Raw genomic sequence first — 16,684 nt, 5'->3', positions numbered from 1 at the left:
CGGCAAGAAAAAACCCCCGTCCGAGCGAACGGGGGCGCAGTTGCCGGGCGTCAGGGAGATAACGTCCGGAGGGAACCCTTTGCAGGAAAGTCCTTATTCGTCGCAATTCCACCAGAAGCGGGAAAAGTCGGTGTCCCAGCTCTGCATCGGAACCCAGGCGTAGCCCTGCAGGCACTTGTTGGCAGCGAAGCGCTTCTTCTGGGTCAGCAGGAAGACGTCGGACTGGCGGTCGTAGAGCTTCTGCTGGATTTCCTTGTAGAGCATGTTCTGCTCGGCGATGTCCGTTGTCTGGCGCGACTTGTCGATCAGCGCGTCGATCTCGGGATCCATCACCCATTCCATCGATGACCAGGTACCCTTGGCGCGGGAATGGTACTGGACGTAGAAGACGGAGTCCGGCGACGGGTAGGTCGGGCCGTAGAAGACCTGGGTCGCATTCGGCGTCGTCTCGACGGAGGCGGCGAGTTCGGTGATGCGGTTCCAGGGCTCGGGCTGCAACTCCACCTCGAAGCCGATCATTTCCAGCGCCGACTTGAACAGCAGGCCGATCTCTTCCTCGAAGGCTGTCTTGGCGACGTAGCTGTGAACGATCTTGATCGGCTCCGAGCCTGCGTATTTCGATTTCGCGACCTCTTCCTTGGCCTTTTCGAGGTCGAATTCCGTATCCGGCAGGCTGTCGAGATAGGCGTCGGCGAAGACAGGCGCCAGCGGGCCGTTCAACTGACCGCCCGGATAGATGACGTCGCGGATGGTGTCGTAGTCCATCGCATAAGCGATGGCGCGGCGGATATGCACGTCGTCGGTCGGTGCGGTCTGGTTGTTCAGCTTGATGTAGAAGCCGGTCGCCGTATCGGCGGCGATGATCTTGTAGTTCGGCAGCTTGGAGATCGCCTCATAGGTCTCGTTGCCCTGATATTGCGAGGACATGCCGAGCTCGCCCTTGGTTGCCAGCGCCTTGACGGTGGCCTCGTCTCGGGTGACCACGAAACGCAGCTCGTCGATCGGCTTCTCGTTCGGCCAACCGGCGTGATAATCGTCATAGCGGCTCAGCATCATCTGTGCGCCGCGCGTCCAGTTGTCGAGCTGGTAAGGCCCTGCGCCGGCGGAATTGTCGCCGAGATATGTTTCGGCCCATTCGCCATCCTGTTCAGCCAGCAGATCTGAATTGACGACGAGGATCAGCGGCGTGTTGGTAAGGAACGGCGAATAGACCTTGTTCAGCGTAATCTCGACCGTCCTGTCGTCGAGCGCCTTGACGGCGTCGGCCTCGATAAGGTCTGCGAACAGATAGGACGGGCCTTCATTGAGCGCGAGCAGGCGCTTCATCGTGTAGACGACGTCCTTGGCCTCGACCGGGCTGCCGTCCTGAAAACTCGCGCCTTCCTTCAGCTTGAAAGTGTAGGTCTTGCTGTCGTCCGAGACTTCCCAGCTTTCGGCGAGTTGCGGGACGACCTGGCCTTCCGGGCTCACCGTGGTCAGACCGTCATAGAGGTTCACCGCCGCCATGTATTCCGTGTAGTCGTTGACCTTGGCCGGATCTATGGTGCCAAATATCTGCACCGTGTTGACGACAAGCGACACCTTGTCCTGAGCGACTGCCGGCGCAGTCAGGGCCGTAGACGCCGCAATGGCTGCGGCGCAGGCCAATCCAAGTCCCAGTTTCTTCATTTCCGTTCTCCTTTTCTCAGTTTCCGTTTGGCAATTCTTCAAGTGGAACGTAGGTCTGCGCGTAGCCGAAATAGCCGGGACCAACGAGATCGACGCCCGCCTCGGACCGCCACTGCGGATCGCAAGGCAGGCCGATCAACGTCACGGCGAGACCGAAGCGCAATTGCTCGGTCGTCACCGGCAAGCCGCCATCGGCGTCGAGCGCGCAGATCAGATCCGGCGTGACGGCAAGCATCTCGTCGCGATCGTTGAGCGCGATGAGAAATTCGTTCTGGAAATGGACCTTGAATGTGCTGCCCTCATCCTGGTCCATGCCTTTGAGCGTCGCCGTGCCGCGGGCGAACCCTCCCTCGGTGCGCCGTTCGATATCGACGACGCGGCCAGTCATCAGGCGCTTTCCGTCAAGACGCCTGATCAGCGCTTCCGCCGGGTTGCGGCGGCTGGCCTTTTCCGATGCGATTGTCTGGCCGATCTCCCGGATCAGCGACAAGGTGTTGCGCAGAATGCTCTTTTTCACCTGCAGGCCACTCATGGGATAGAGGGCGACCAGGGCGGATCCGCCCATCTGCACGGTCTGGACGCGCGCCAGCCGTTCCGTCCAGACGTTGGAGATCGTGTTGAGAACCGAGCTGTTGCCTTTCTCGTCGGCGATTACCATCGGCGTCGCCGACACGTCCTGCATGGTGAAACTGACCATCTGGATTTCCGGAAAGGCCCGACCCATGCCGTCGCCGTCGATCAGCGGCAGGCCTGTTGCAGAAGCAACCGCAAATGGGATCGTGGAGTTGAGGCCGCCGGCCTCAACGCAGATCAGCGCGTCCGCCTTGCGTCCGAGAAACGCCTCGAGCTGGGCCAGCGCCTCGCGGGCTTCCTGGCCGTTCGGCAGTTTCTCGACCATGACCGTCGGCGCGCCCATCATGCAGACCGGTACGCACAGCGCGTCGTCCGCGACATCCTCGACGTCAATCACCGTGACCGGCCCGTATTCGGCGATGGCTGCCTGCGCCATCAGCTTTCCGATATAGGGATCGCCTCCCCCACCGGTTCCGAGAAACGCACCGCCTGTGGCGATCGCCTCCATGTCGTCTGCGTTGATGAGAAATCCGCTCATGCCGGCATATCCTTCCTGTCTGTTTCCTCCATCGGCCTGTAGGTCAGATGACCCAGTCCGAAGCCGGACGGTCCGACTACCTTCAGCGCTTCCGGAGTGCGAAGAAGCGGATGGCACGGCAGCGCCAGAACGCTGACCCGCTGGCCATATCGCAGCATTTCAGTGGAAATCGCCTCGCCCGTATCGTTGTCGAGAATGACGACGAGGTCCGGCACGATGACCTCGACCACGCCGTTACGGGTGAACACGAGGTACTCGTTCTGGATGTCGATTTGCGCCGTATCCCCCTGAAAATCATCGAAACCGTCGAGTATCGCCTCGCCGCGGACGAAACCGCCCTTGAGGTGACGCTTGAGGTCAACGATCTTTCCGGTGAAAACCTGCTTGCCATGTTCAAACGCACAGATCGCCTGCACGGGATCCTCGTGGCGCTTCTGGGCGGCTCGAACCGTGCGTCCGAGTGAGATCGCCTTGGTGTAGGAATCCGGTATGGCGAACCGCTTCACGAAAATGCCGTCCATCGGCGCGCTCGCCAGTGTAGACGCGCCGCCCTGCGCCACGACGCAGGCGCGCGCCATCTTCTCGTGCCAAAGCTCCGAAACCGCGTGATCGAAAGTCACGACATTGCCGTGGCAATCGCACATGACGCTGGGCGTGCTGCAATGGCCGTAGATGGAATAGGTCGTCATCTGCATTTCCGGAAAGGCCCGCCCCATGCCGTCGCAGTCGACGACAGGCAGTCCGGCGAGCGCCGCGATGATCAGCGGCTCCATGCTGTTCTGTCCCCCGATCTCCTCGCAGGCGATGGCGTCGATCCTGAAGCCGAAGCGCTCCTCAAGCGCGCGCACGCAACGCAGGCCTTCACGGCCCTCCTTGATACGCTCATGCGAGACGAGCGGCGCGCCGATGCCGCCGAGCGAAACCACCTTGGCGTCGTCCGGAAGGGCCTGGAGCGGCAAGATCCGCATGGGACGGCCTTCCCGCAGAACCTGTTTGGCGCGCAGCTTGCCGATATAGGGATTGCCGCCGCCGCCCGTACCGAGGATCGCCGAGCCGATTTCCAGCGCGTCGATGTCCTCTTCGGTGACGACCCGCATTTCGGACTGCCTGCTAAGCATCGAGCCCCCCCATTTCGCCGACCACCTTGACGTGGATGCGCGTGGCGTTGCCAGGAAGATAGGCGAGCGGCACGTCTTCGCGTTCAATCGTCTCGATTGTCTCCGCGACAGCGCCTGAATCGACGGCCTTCTTTGTCGCCTCCTCTTCGGCCTGTTTGAGGCAGATGTCGCGGGTCAGGCCGTTTTCCAGCGAGAAGATGCGATCCACCTCGCCGCTGATTTGCGCGATCGCGGCGCCCACTGCATTGGCGACCGCAAAGTTTTCCGGTCGGATGACCTGGAGATCGCCGAGCTGGTCAGGCATCAGGATCGACCCGCCGCCCACGGCAATGACCGGAATGGGCTCCGGAGAAATCCGGCTGCGCTCGACGGCGCGCTCCAGCATTCCGGTCATTGCGGCTCGGGCGCCATCCAGTGTAGCTGCATAGATATTGGCGACGGCGGCGCGATCGCCGAAATCGGCCTCGCCCCTGGCGATCGCTATATCGGTCGCAGTCAGCGTGTCGCCGCCGAAAACAAGCGCCTCGCTCGTGATCCGATAGCCGACCGATTGCGGGCCGACAGTGATGTCGCCGTCTGCGTTCCTGCGTACGAGCGAACCGCCGCCGAGGCCGATTGAAAACACATCCGGCATGCGGAAATTCGTCCTCACGCCGCCGATATCGACGACGGTCGCCGCCTGGCGCGGAAAGCCGTGCTGGAGCGCGCCGACATCGGTGGTGGTGCCGCCAATGTCAACGACGATGCCGTCGCGCTCGCCAGTCAGGAACGCCGCGCCGCGCATGGAATTGGTCGGGCCTGAGGCGAATGTCAGAACCGGGAAACGGCGCACCATGTCGGCGGCCATCAACGTGCCGTCGTTCTGGGTGATGTAGAAGGGACAGGCCAGACCCGCCGATTTCAACGCCTCGGCGAAGGCTTCGACGGTGCGATCGCTGAGCGCCAGCAGGCTGGCGTTCATGATCGCCGCGCTTTCGCGCTCCAGAAGGCCGATGCGGCCGATATCACTGGAAAGGACCACTGATACATCGGGACATTTCTGCAGCAGCCGGTCACGGGCCGCAGTTTCCATGGCCTGATTGATCGGGCTGAATACGGAGCTGATGGCTGCGACCTTGATCTTGCGGGTGTTGATGTCATCGCCGATCCGGTCGATCTCTGCCTCGTCTAGCGGAGCGATCTCGCGGCCGTCGAACTCGTATCCGCCGCGCACCAGATAACCGTGATTGCCGACTGCCTCGCGCAGATCGTCCGGCCAGTCGACCATGGGGGGTAGACACGCCGTCGCAGGCAATCCAAGACGAATGGCGGCGACCGGGTTAATGTGTTTGCGCTCGATGACGGCGTTCGTGAAATGGGTGGTTCCAATCATGACGTTGCCGATTTCGGCACGATCGGCGCCAGCCTTGCTTATGGCGCCCTCGAGCGCCTCCACCACACCGGTGGTCACGTCCTGCGTGGTCGACGCCTTGAAGCCCGAGAGCACCTCACGACCTCGCATGATCACCGCATCCGTATTGGTTCCGCCAACGTCGATCCCTAGTCTAAGCACGTTTCTCTCCTGTATGGGCAACCGGTTCAGGTAACGGCATCGGCAAGATACTGCTGCTGGTCTTTCCGGCTTGTCTTGGGTTTCAAATTGTCTTCCGCATCGCTCATCACCGGAACCGCGGCGATCAGCGCGCGGGTGTATGGGTGTTGCGGATCGCCAAACACCGTGCGGGGTTCGCCCGCCTCGACGATCTCGCCCTTCAGCATGATGGCGATCTGGCTGCAGAAATTGCGCATCAGCGAAAGGTCGTGGGAAATGAACAGGAATGTCAGGCCGAGTTCGTCGCGCAGCCTGTGCAAGAGATCGATGACGTTCTTCTGCACCGACACGTCGAGCGCGGAGGTCGGCTCGTCGAGCACAAGAATTTCCGGATCAGCGGCGAGCGCTCGCGCGATCGCCACGCGCTGTTTCTGGCCGCCCGACAATTCGTGCGGATATTTCGACGTGAAATGGGCCGGTAGCTCCACCTGCGCCAGCAGCTTTTCGATCCGTTCGTTGAGCGCGCCGCGCCCGCCGCCTGAAAACTGCAGCGGCACGGTGAGCGTCTGCCCGACGGTGCGCTTGGGATTGAGCGACGTGCCCGGGTTTTGGTAGACGATCTGGATCTTGCGGCGAAACGCGCCGTCGCGACCGGCCTGCGACACGTCGCGTCCGTCAACGACAACCTGACCGCTGCTCGGCCGGATCAGCCCCATGATCATGCGGGCGACGGTCGTCTTGCCGGAACCGGATTCTCCGGCGAGGCCGAAGATCTCGCCGCGGCGGATCTTAAGGGACACGTCGCGGACGGCCGTGTGGCCGGCGCCGCGGGTAAACAGGAACCTCTCCTCGAACACCTTGGAGACGGCCGCCAATTCAATCACGGTCTCCGCTTCGACCGGCTTTTGATCCACGACCTTCGGGCCGTAGAGCGGAGGGATCGCCGCGATCAATTGCTTCGTGTAGGCCTGCTGCGGCGTCTGGAAGATGGTGGCGAGCGGGCCGTGTTCGACGATCTCGCCCTTGCGCATGACGTAGATGTCGTCAGCCATCTTGCGCACGACGCCGAGATTATGCGTGATCATCAGCAGCGTCAGCCCGTTGTCGGAGACCAGCCGGTTGATCAGTTTCATGATCTCGTCCTGGGTCGTAACGTCGAGGGCGGTGCCCGGTTCGTCGGCGATCAGAAGCTTCGGCTGATGTAAAAGCGCAAGCGCAATGAGAACACGCTGGCGCATGCCGCCGGAAAGCTGCGAGGGATAGGCGCGACAGATACGCTCTGGATCGGCAAGCTGCACCTGGCGCAGAACAGTATGAATGCGCTGGCGGCGATTGGCGGCGTCTGATTTCTCGCCCAGTCGACGGTCCGCGAAATAGATCACGTCGTCGAGATGCCGGCCGATGCGGAACACCGGATTAAACGAGCTCAAAGGGTCCTGCATAATGATCGAGAAGGCTGTCCCTTTAAGGGTGTCGCGCTTGCTCTGGGGAAGGTTCAACAAGTCGTCGCCGGCAAAGCGGATCGAACCGCCCTCGACCGTCGCGTTGTCCGGCAGAGTTCCGAGCACGGCCTTGCTGGTCACGGATTTTCCCGAGCCCGTCTCGCCGATCAGGGCTACGCGTCCGCCTTCGGGCACCTCAAGCGAGACGCTCTTCAGAATGTGGCTGCGGTAGCCGTATGTCATGAAGGAGACGTCGAGATCCTTGATCTGAAGCAGCGCGCTCATGGTTCAGACCTCCACGTCGAACATGTCGCGCAGGCCGTCGCCCAGCAGGTTGAAGCCGAGGGTCGCGTAGAAGATCGCAAAACCCGGCCCGAGCACGCCCCACCACATTTCCGGCAGGAATTGCCGGCCGTCGGCGACCATGGTGCCGAGATCGGGCGTCGGGGGCTTCACGCCAAGGCCGAGGAAGGAGAGCGTCGCGCCGAACAGGATGACGAAGGCGGCGTCCAGCGTCGTCTTGACGGAAATCACCGAGACACAGTTCGGCAGGATTTCACGCGTGAGGATATGCCAGTGACTGGCGCCGGCGAGCCGGGCCGCCTCGATATAGTCTTCCGCGGCGATGGATTTGGAAACGCGGTAGACGAGCCGCGCATGCCAGGTCCACCAGAGGAAGGTGATGGCGAGCATGGCGTTGACGAGATTGGGTTCGAGCACATTGCCGATGGCGAGCGCCATCACCAGCGGCGGAATGGCCAGCATGACATTGGTGAAACCGGAAATGATCTTCTCGACAGCGCCGCTGAAATAGCCGGCGAGCATGCCGAGCACCGCCCCGACCGGCACGGCGACGCCGAGCACGCCGATCACAAGCAGAAGCGAGACGCGAAAGCCGAAAATGACGCGGGTGAGGATATCGCGGCCGACCTTGTCGGTGCCCATCCAGTGCGCCCAGTCGGGTGCCATATGCCGGGACCGGAAATCGACCTTTGCCCCGACGTCGTCCGGATAGGGCGCGATCAGCGGCGCAAATATGGCGAGCAGGATCACGGAAATGACCATGAGGGCGCCGATGAGCGCCGCCGGATTGCGGCTGAACCTGTACCAGGCCATGTAGCCGGCGCTGAGAGCCTTTGGCTCGCTTCCTGCGACAGCGCTCATACGCCGGCCTCCTTGAAGCGCAGCCGCGGGTCGATGACCATCAGCGCGATATCGATGACCAGATTGGCGATCACGAAGAACAGGCCGGAGACGAGCACCACCGCCATGACGGCGTTGAGATCCTTCTGCAGGATCGCCTCGAGCCCGTAAGAGGCGAAACCTCCCCAGGAAAACACCATCTCGACGACGAAGGCGTTGCCGATGAGCGACGCGAATTCGAGCCCCATGATCGTCAGCGGCGCAATGGAGGACAGTTTGAGCAGATAGCGGAAGATGATCACGCGTTCCGGCACGCCGAAGGATTTGAGCGTAAGCACATGATCGCGGCGCTGATGCTCGATCATCGCCGAACGGGTGATGCGCGTGATCTGGCCGATGCCCGCCATGGCGAGCGCAAGCGCCGGAAACGCCAGATGTTTCAGAGCGCTTCCCAGCACGTCCCAGCGTCCGTGCACAATCGAGTCGACCACAAGCAAACCGGTCGGGCCCGCGGGAATGTCCAGAGAATAGTTGATGCGGCCGATCACCGGCCAGTCGGGCATGAAACTCGCGGCAACCAGTTGCAGCAAAATGGCGAAGAGGAAACTCGGCATGGTGACGCCGACGATCGAGAAGAAGCGGCCGACATTGTCGATCCAGCTGTTGCGGTGGCGCGCCGTCATCACGCCGAGCGGTATCGAGATGACGACGATGAGGAAGACCGTTGCGATAACCAGTTCGAGCGTTGCAGGCAGCAGACTGGCGATTTCGTGGCTGACCTGGCGGCCTGATATCAGCGATTTTCCGAAATCGCCGCGCACGCCGTGCGTAACGTAATCCATGTACTGCTGAACCAGCGGCTTATCGAGACCCATTTCCTGGCGCATGGCGTCGACCTGCTCCTGGGTGGCGCTGGGTCCAAGCGCGATGCGCGCCGGGTCGCCGGGAACGATCCTTGCAAGCGCGAATATGATGATGGAGAGCACGAGCATCACGCCGGCGAAACCGACGAGACGTCTGGCAAGCAACAAGATGCGATTCGACAACATGTTGATGTCGGTTCCCCGTTTGCCTGGCGGCCCGGTCTTGGTTGCGCGGGTCCACCGTCCTTTCATGATCGGCGAAAGGTTCGCGGTTTCACAACCGGACAGAAGTATAGGTTTTGAAGATATTGGTATAAGTTTTGGGCGGTAAGCGTCACGCGACCCAATTCAGGGCGCGGGCGGCTGCGACCGCTTCCGCGCGTCTGCGGCACCCGATCTTGCGGTAGATATTCGACAGGTGAAACTTGACCGTCACCTCCGACAACCGCATCTGGCGCGCCACGAACTTGTTGGACCCGCCTTCCGCGACCAAGGTCAGAACCCGCTTCTCCTGCCGGGTCAGGCCAGGCATATCGCGCTGGGACGTCGCGTGGAAATGATCCAGCTTGCGCAGGTAACTGGCTGTTCCGGGCGTCGACAGCACGAAATCCGCTATCCGCCTGTCGTCTCGCAGCCTATCGATGAGCGCCCGCTCCCCGACGAGATGGGTGAGCGCGCCCGAGCGCATCGAATCCTCTAGCGCGCGCGTGAACTGCCGCCGCGCACGGGTGAGGCTGCGCTGCGATCGCGCGACATAGGCGTCCCATATCAACAGAACAGCGCGCTGACGCCCGTTCAGATTGGGATTGTTGAGAAACGCCTCAATCTGGCGCGCTCGAATTTCTCCATCCGCGCCCTGATGGATGAGGTGTTTCAGCCAGGCCATCGCAATGCCGATTTCACGGCTGTCATCAAGCCGCGAAAGAGCTTCTTCCGCCGACTCCACCCAGGTGCGATTGATCCTGGCCTGCACGGTGTTAAGCAGGTCCGCCGCCTCCTGCCAGCGATTGTGGTTCTGCAGAATATCGATCTGTCGGAAGGTGATGACATCGTGAAACCGATGCGATCGCCATTCCTGGACGCGCCATTTCTCAAGAAACGCGCGCGCCGCCGCGACACCCAACTCGCCGCTGATGGCGAGGCTTCCGTAATAGAGCGCCAGTTCGACGATGGTTGGCCACAACTCGCCATAAGCGAACTTGTCGAACTCGCTGTTGAGGTACGCGACGAGCCCTTCCGCGTCGCCCTTCTCATAGGCGGTGATCACTTTCAAAAGGTCGAGCAGCCGCCGATCTGTGGGTGAATCGAATGTCACCCGCCCGAGCGCGCTTTCAGCCGCATGCACCGCCACGTCCGCGTCCGGCACAGAGCCCCGGATGAGCGCCAGCACGCCGCGATGGAACTCGATGTAGAACACCATGAGGTGCGCGTCAGCGAGCCTGTAGTGATAAGCGGCGCGATTGGCGATCTCCTCCGCCGTGCCCAGTTGCTGCTGCTGCATGCACAGTTCCAGCATTGTGTTGTAGATGGCGCCGCGGTTGAGATGGTCGTCGAGCGAGAATTCGCCCAAAAGGTCGAACATGCAATGTTGAATACGCTTCGAATAGGCGACGTCTTCATAAAGGCCCATCAACAGGCGGAACGACCGGAACTCCAGCGAATAGCGGTCCGGGCTCGTGACGACGCGTTCGATATCGATGGCTTCCGGTCCTTTGAATTCGCGCAGGATGTGACGCGCCCTGTTGACGCTGCCTGATTTCAGGGCGTGCATCGCCGAGCACAGAACCACAGTCGAGTTCTCGCGGCGCACGTCATCGGGGAAACCGTCCAGAATCCGTCCGCAGGCGTCCTGGCCATGATAATGCATGAAGAAAATACCGCCCTGCTCGCGAAACCATTCCAGCGCGTCTTCCAGCATTCCGGCTTTCTGGGCCGCCAGGATGGCCGGCGCGATCTCGCCTCGCGCATAAAGCGTCGCCGGCGGTAACGAAACTTGATCGTCCGCAGCCGCATCCAGCAATTCCCTGAAAGCGCGGCGCATATCCTGCGACGCAAAGCGCGCGCGATCGGTTTCCGCGTCATGCACGATCGCGCCCGGAAAGGCGGCCAAAAGACCACGGATCCCGGCGTCAGACCGGCAATCCAGGCCGTTTTCCGTCAACGCCATTGCATTCAGCAAATCGCGCTCGGCGCGCGGAATTCGCCGGATCAGATCGGCGGCGATCGTCATTAATGCAGGGTTCATGCAGCGTAGTGTTTAGTGATCGGCCGGAAACGTCAATGATCGGAACCAAGTCCGGCCATGATCGTTTTGAATACTGAAATAAACAGCCCGCCGCATGCGGACGGGCATAACAAGACTCACGAGGAAATTCAGATGTTACGCAGCTTGCTCAACGCCACCACCGCACTGACCATCGTCGTCGGCCAGGCTACGACGCCTGCAACGGCTATCGCGGTCGCCGGGGCGACGATGTTCGCGGCAACGCACGCGAGCGCCCAAAATATGGGTGAAGCAAAACAACGGCTGGACCAGGCGCGTCGAAACTTCGAACGCGCACGCGCCACCGGAGAGGGCGTGGAGGAAGCCAAGCAGGAGCTCGACGCCGCACGCGCAGCCATGGCTGGCGCTATCGGGGAGCGACGGGACAACCGTCGGGAACAGGCGGACAACCGCCAGCAGCAGAGACAGAAGCCGCGGGACGCGGCTGAAAATGCGCGACCGGAGCCGGCGCAGGATGCGCAAGGCGACAAGCGCGCGCGGGAAAATCCGGAAAAACGCCCGGAACGCGCAGAGCGTCCCGAGCGTCCGCAAAAGCCTGTCGAAGAGGGAGCGCCCAAACCCGAGCCGAAACCCGTAGAAGAAGCAGCTCCCAAGCCCGAGCCGAAACCCGTAGAAGAAGCAGCGCCCAAGCCCGAGCCGAAACCGGTTGAAGAGGCAGCGCCCAAACCGGAACCCAAGCCGGAAGGGATGGAGACCGCCGCACCCGAACCAAAGGAAAAACCCGCCACGACGGCTGACCAGCCAAGAAGGAATAACAAGAATGAAGCTGGTCAGCGTCAGCGGGGCGATCAGGATCGCCAGAACGCGGAAACCAACCGCAGCAAACCGCGCGACTCCGTAGCAGAAGAGCCGCGTCGCAGACCGCCGGAAAAACGGCGCGCGGCGCCGCGTCCCCAACCGGATGCTCCCAAGCCGAAGCCGATTGCGGAAGCGCCCGTCGAACAGCAGATCGAGGCCGCCGAAGAGCGCCCGGTCGCGGTGGTTCCGGAAAACATTTCCGAGCGTCAACGCGATCGTTTGCGCCGGGCCGAGCAGGACAGGCGTGACGATGCGAAACGCAACCGTGAAGCCCTGATCGGCGCCGCCGCCGCAGGCATCGCCGTTGGCGTGCTGGCCCCCGCTCTGGGCGGACGCGTCGTGGAAGACGAAGGCGACCGTTTCGTCGTGGAGCGCGACGGCCGTTACTATGTCCGCAAGGACGAAAGCGCGCTGTTTCGCCATGACAGTCGGGACGTCGAGTACGAACGCATGCGCAACGGCAGGACGCGTGAAATCATCACCCGTCGCAACGGCGTGCAGATCATCACGGTGCGTGACCCAGGCGGCTACATATTGCGCCGTGTAAAGGTTTTCCCGAATGGCGAGCGGGTCGTCCTGTTCGACACGCGCGACGACCGCCAGCGGCCCGTCAATTATGATCGGCAGCTTCCGCCGCTCCAGATCACCATTCCTTACGACCAGTATGTCGTGGAAAGCGGAGGCTACGGCCGTCGCCAATTGGCCGACGTATGGTCGGCGCCTCCGGTCGCCGAAGTCACCCATAACTACACGCTACGCGACATTCGCGAGAACGAACGCGTTCGCGCCATGGTTCGTCGAGTCGATCTGGATTCGGTCAATTTCGCCTCCGGCAGCGCCTATGTCGGGCCGTCGCAGGTTCCGTATCTCGCCGACATCGCCGGCGGCATGCTCGACGTCATCGATCGCGACCCGAATGCGCTCTTCCTGGTCGAAGGACACACGGACGCCGTGGGATCGGACATCTACAATCTCACGCTGTCCGACCGCCGCGCGGAAACCGTGGCGCAGATCCTGGTCGAGGCCTATGACGTGCCGCCGGAAAACCTGGTCATCCAGGGTTATGGCGAGGAGTATCTGAAGATCGACACGCCCTATGACGAATGGCGCAATCGCCGCGTAACCATCCGCAACATCACGCCATTGCTGGATCAGCGCGCCGGATAATCCGGATTTCGAGGATATGACGCGCAGGGCGGCCCGGAAACGGACCGCCCTTTTTCATGCCGGCAGCAAGATGATTTGCAAAACCGGACGGATATGTGTTTGAGTTGGCGATGAAGCCGCATCGTAGATTGTCAAGGCGGCCAGCATATTTGAGAGTCCATGTCGTTAATACTGCGATATTTCAGCGACCGGGAACCGGCGCATCTAACCGAAGGCGAAATCATAATGACGGAGGGCCACCGCTCGGATCGGCTTTTCGTCCTGGCGGAAGGCGCGCTTGAGGTTTACCGGGGCGACGTCTCGATCGCCATGGTCACCGAGCCCGGTTCGGTCTTCGGAGAAATGTCGATCCTGCTCGACGTCGATCACACGGCCAACGTGCGCGCGGCGACCGACGCAAAGGTGCATATCGTTGACGGCGCCAAGCGGTTTATCGAAGACAATCCGTCGTTCCTCCTGCCGATCGCCCATCTCCTGGCCATGCGGCTCAACAATTCCACCGCCTATCTGGTCGATCTCAAGCGACAGTTTCAGGATTACAAGGACCATTTCGGCATGGTCGACGAGGTGCTTGAATCACTCGCGCACGAGCAGGAAGAACAGTTCATGCCAGATGACGAGCTTCCAGACGACACATAGCAAAAACCCATTCCGGCACGTCCTCGGCCCAGTCCTGCGCCGTCAGAAGCGGCTCGCCCAGATTGGCGCAGCGCGTTCCCGGCTGGCCGCGCCAATAGACCTGCGACGTTTTCGTATCCAGAAGGATGTAGGACGGCAGGGCGCCCAGCTGATGCCCGCCATTGAAGACGACGGTCTTACCGATACGATCGATCCAGGATCCGTTTGCGACGAAGGGCGCCTGGTGAACGTGACCGCAGAAGACCAGATCCGGCTGCCAGGTTTCTATCCAGTCATGCAATTCCTGATCGCCGTAGGAGCGTTTGCCGTTCCAGCTTGTCGGCGAACCCGCCGGCGGAGCGTGATGAACCCAGACCCAGCGATCCGGCCTCATTTCATGCCCCTTGCGAAGTTGCTCCTCGATCTTCTTTTTACCCGCTTCGCCGTCCCACCACAGGCACATGCTGAAGAGCGTGTCGTCGACCACAATGGAATCGCCGTCGGTGTGGACGTTGTACAGCCGCATCCTGTCGACCCACCTTGAGCACATCTCGCCCGCCGCGTTGCGCTGGTCGAGATCATGGTTGCCGGAACAGATCAGCAGCGGCGCTTTTTCTCGAATCCGCCGAAAATAATTCTGGACGACGACCGCCTGCGCCTTGCGGTCGATGTAGAGCGATATTTCCAGGAAGTCCCCGGCCAGAACGACCAGATCCACATGCTCGGCGGCGGAAAGAACGAAGTCGTATTTTTTCAGATTGTAGTGCAGATCCGAAACAATAAGACACTTCATGAAAAAAATCCGAACTTGAATGGCAGCAAACTATCGAGATGAGGCGCCCCGGACAAGCGGCGTGCGCAGGAAATCCGAAAAACCAATGATTTCATGATGCAAATCCAAAAGAATTGAATCAGTTTGTCAGCGGATTGAATCAGTTTGTGAGATCAACAAGCGTCTTTCCGGTTCCTGTCGGTTGCTGTAGTGAAGAAGCATCATGGGGATTCGCGCCGCCATCGCTGGATTGCTGCTCTCCGTCTCGCCGGCGACGGCCGAGACGATCGATGCGGTCGTGGGCGCCGCGCTTATCCTTCGTCTCGACGGCACTCCCTCCACGGGCTACACATGGAGCCTGATCGACGATCAAAGCAGCGGCCTTGATCATCTTGAATTGAAGGAGCTCGGCTGGGCCCCCGTCGAGGAAAGCAGCGCAAAGGTCGGCGCGCCACAAGTTCTGTCGATCGAGGTCACGCCGCTTGCACCCGGCGACGCCAAACTCGTCTACGGTTATTTGCGCCCCTGGGAAGACGTTCCACCTGCGAAGACGCAAAGTTTCGAGATCACGATAAAGGACAAGTGAAGCGGAGCTGGAAATATCCGGCCTGCAATCAGGAGGAAAGATGATGAGCAACGACACAATGAAACGGATCGTGCTTGCTTCGCGGCCGGACGGACCGCCAACGCCGGACAATTTCCGGCTTGAGGAACTGCCGATGCCGGCTCCCGGTCCCGGCGAGATCCTTGTGCGCACCATCTGGCTTTCTCTCGACCCCTATATGCGCGGTCGCATGGACGCCGGCCCTTCCTACGCCGCGCCTGTAGAAATCGGCGCGACCATGGAAGGCGGCTGCGTCGGCCAGGTCATCGAATCCAACAATCCTGATTTTTCGGTCGGCGACTTTGTGGATCATCGCTTCGGCTGGTGCACGCACGGCGTCTCCGACGGCAAGGGCCTGCGGAAACTCGATCCGGAGGTCGCGCCGCTTTCGGCGAATCTCGGCGTGCTCGGGATGCCCGGAATGACGGCCTATGCCGGCCTCAATATTCACGGCCGCCCGAAGGAAGGCGAGACGCTGGTCGTGGGCGCTGCGACCGGGGCCGTCGGCACAATGGTCGGCCAACTCGCCAAGGCGCAAGGGCTGCGCGTCGTGGGCGTCGCCGGCGGACCGGAAAAATGCGCCTATGCGACCGAAACGCTGGGCTTCGACGCCTGCCTCGACCATCGGGCGGCAAGCACGCCGCACGACCTGAGGGTGGCGATGGGCGAAGCCTGCCCGGACGGCGTCGACATCTATTTCGAGAACGTCGGCGGCAAGACGCTGGAAGCCGTGCTCCCGCTCATGAACACGTTCGGCCGGATTCCGATCTGCGGCGTGATATCCTGGTACAACGCCGGCGGTCTGGGCGAAGGCGCGTCGGAGGGACAGAACCATCTGCCCAGAACCTGGCGGGCGATCCTCGTCAAACGCCTCAGCGTGCGGGGCTTCATCGTGACCGATCACTACGACCAGTTTCCGGAATTCCTCGATCTGGTTGGTCCGATGGTCAAAGACGGCCGCATCCAGTATCGCGAAACCATCGCCGAAGGGCTGGAATCAGCGCCGCAGGCATTGATTTCGCTGCTCGAAGGCGGCAATTTCGGCAAGCAGCTCGTCGCTGTTTCAGAGGATCCCACACGGAAGTAACCGCCAGAAATGCCGACAGACAAGACGATCCCGCGCGAACGCGGCGCCTATTCATTCCTGACGCCGGTGACCCTGCGCTATTCCGATCAGGATCCCAACCAGCACATCAACAATGTTGCGATTACCGCCTATCTGGAATCGGGGCGCGTCGGCTTCATGCACAATCTGTTCGGCGATCGGCTGCCTGACAGCAGGATGGTGCTCGCAAACATGACTGTCGACTATCTGCAGGAGATTCTTTATCCCGACACCGTGGAGGTCGGCGGACGGCTGGCCGCCGTGGGCGGCCGCTCCATCACCTGTCAGTACGCGATCTTCCAGGGTGACAAGTGCTGCGTCGTCTCGCAGTCGACCAATGTCTTCTTCAACCCGGAAACACGCCGCTCCATGGAGCCGCCTGACGACATTCGGCAGCATCTCGATGAACAGATGGCTGCCTTGACGTAATTTCGCCGCCGGGCGACAGAGCAGGACAACG

The 16,684-nt window shown here is 61.4% G+C and carries 14 protein-coding genes; 5 read left to right on the top strand and 9 right to left on the bottom strand.

Annotated features, from left to right (window positions below):
- Window positions 1–93: 93 nt before the first annotated feature.
- The 8 genes from K1W69_RS02915 to K1W69_RS02880 all read right to left on the bottom strand — a co-directional run bounded on the left by K1W69_RS02915 (window position 94) and on the right by K1W69_RS02880 (window position 11,106).
- Window positions 94–1,668 carry an ABC transporter substrate-binding protein gene (locus tag K1W69_RS02915; protein WP_220226832.1) on the bottom strand — a complete coding sequence of 525 codons (1,575 nt, stop codon included), beginning with the start codon at window positions 1,666–1,668 and terminating at the stop codon, window positions 94–96.
- Window positions 1,669–1,684: 16 nt separating this feature from the next.
- Window positions 1,685–2,779 (bottom strand): S-methyl thiohydantoin desulfurase family protein, encoded by a 1,095-nt coding sequence (locus K1W69_RS02910; RefSeq protein ID WP_220226831.1) that lies wholly within the window; start codon window positions 2,777–2,779, stop codon window positions 1,685–1,687.
- Window positions 2,776–3,897: an S-methyl thiohydantoin desulfurase family protein gene (locus tag K1W69_RS02905; RefSeq protein ID WP_220226830.1), complete on the bottom strand. Its 1,122-nt coding sequence runs from the start codon at window positions 3,895–3,897 to the stop codon at window positions 2,776–2,778. The genes K1W69_RS02910 and K1W69_RS02905 overlap by 4 nt, the downstream gene beginning before the upstream one ends.
- A complete protein-coding gene (locus tag K1W69_RS02900; protein WP_220226829.1) occupies window positions 3,890–5,449 on the bottom strand; it encodes a hydantoinase/oxoprolinase N-terminal domain-containing protein in 1,560 nt (519 codons plus the stop codon). Before K1W69_RS02900 ends, K1W69_RS02905 begins: the two co-directional genes overlap by 8 nt.
- Window positions 5,450–5,475: 26 nt before the next feature.
- Window positions 5,476–7,155: a dipeptide ABC transporter ATP-binding protein gene (locus tag K1W69_RS02895; protein WP_220226828.1), complete on the bottom strand. Its 1,680-nt coding sequence runs from the start codon at window positions 7,153–7,155 to the stop codon at window positions 5,476–5,478.
- 3 nt (window positions 7,156–7,158) lie between these two features.
- On the bottom strand, window positions 7,159–8,034 hold the full coding sequence (locus K1W69_RS02890; protein ID WP_220226827.1) for an ABC transporter permease: 876 nt from the start codon (window positions 8,032–8,034) through the stop codon (window positions 7,159–7,161).
- Window positions 8,031–9,062 (bottom strand): ABC transporter permease, encoded by a 1,032-nt coding sequence (locus tag K1W69_RS02885; RefSeq protein ID WP_220226826.1) that lies wholly within the window; start codon window positions 9,060–9,062, stop codon window positions 8,031–8,033. Before K1W69_RS02885 ends, K1W69_RS02890 begins: the two co-directional genes overlap by 4 nt.
- A gap of 148 nt (window positions 9,063–9,210) precedes the next feature.
- Entirely contained in the window at window positions 9,211–11,106 is a 1,896-nt protein-coding gene (locus K1W69_RS02880) for a helix-turn-helix transcriptional regulator (protein ID WP_220226825.1), read from the bottom strand.
- 147 nt (window positions 11,107–11,253) lie between these two features.
- Here K1W69_RS02880 and K1W69_RS02875 point away from each other — a divergent pair, with 147 nt between their 5' ends.
- Complete coding sequence (locus tag K1W69_RS02875; protein WP_220226824.1) at window positions 11,254–13,125, top strand: OmpA family protein; 1,872 nt, start codon at window positions 11,254–11,256, stop codon at window positions 13,123–13,125.
- A 159-nt stretch (window positions 13,126–13,284) separates the two neighbouring features.
- The gene (locus tag K1W69_RS02870; protein WP_258570778.1) at window positions 13,285–13,764 is read left to right on the top strand and encodes a Crp/Fnr family transcriptional regulator; all 480 of its coding nucleotides are present in this window, start codon (window positions 13,285–13,287) and stop codon (window positions 13,762–13,764) included.
- On the opposite strand, the gene K1W69_RS02865 is transcribed toward K1W69_RS02870, so the two are convergent.
- The gene (locus K1W69_RS02865) at window positions 13,730–14,536 is read right to left on the bottom strand and encodes a metallophosphoesterase family protein (RefSeq protein WP_220226822.1); all 807 of its coding nucleotides are present in this window, start codon (window positions 14,534–14,536) and stop codon (window positions 13,730–13,732) included. The genes K1W69_RS02870 and K1W69_RS02865 overlap by 35 nt on opposite strands.
- A gap of 202 nt (window positions 14,537–14,738) precedes the next feature.
- On the opposite strand from K1W69_RS02865, the gene K1W69_RS02860 reads away from it, so the two are divergent.
- From K1W69_RS02860 to K1W69_RS02850, 3 genes are read left to right on the top strand one after another with little or no spacing between them, the layout of a single operon-like run.
- Window positions 14,739–15,101, top strand: a complete 363-nt coding sequence (locus K1W69_RS02860; RefSeq protein WP_220226821.1) for a protease inhibitor I42 family protein — start codon at window positions 14,739–14,741, stop codon at window positions 15,099–15,101.
- A 43-nt stretch (window positions 15,102–15,144) separates the two neighbouring features.
- Window positions 15,145–16,206, top strand: coding sequence for an NADPH-dependent curcumin/dihydrocurcumin reductase (curA, locus tag K1W69_RS02855; RefSeq protein ID WP_258570777.1), 1,062 nt, complete (start codon window positions 15,145–15,147; stop codon window positions 16,204–16,206).
- Window positions 16,207–16,215: 9 nt separating this feature from the next.
- Window positions 16,216–16,653: an acyl-CoA thioesterase gene (locus tag K1W69_RS02850; protein WP_220226819.1), complete on the top strand. Its 438-nt coding sequence runs from the start codon at window positions 16,216–16,218 to the stop codon at window positions 16,651–16,653.
- Window positions 16,654–16,684 lie beyond the last annotated feature (31 nt).

The sequence above is a fragment of the Flavimaribacter sediminis genome, from assembly GCF_019492055.1.
In the GTDB taxonomy this organism is placed as follows: Bacteria; Pseudomonadota; Alphaproteobacteria; order Rhizobiales; family Rhizobiaceae; genus Flavimaribacter; species Flavimaribacter sediminis.
This window is presented reverse-complemented; position numbering and strand designations above follow the sequence as displayed.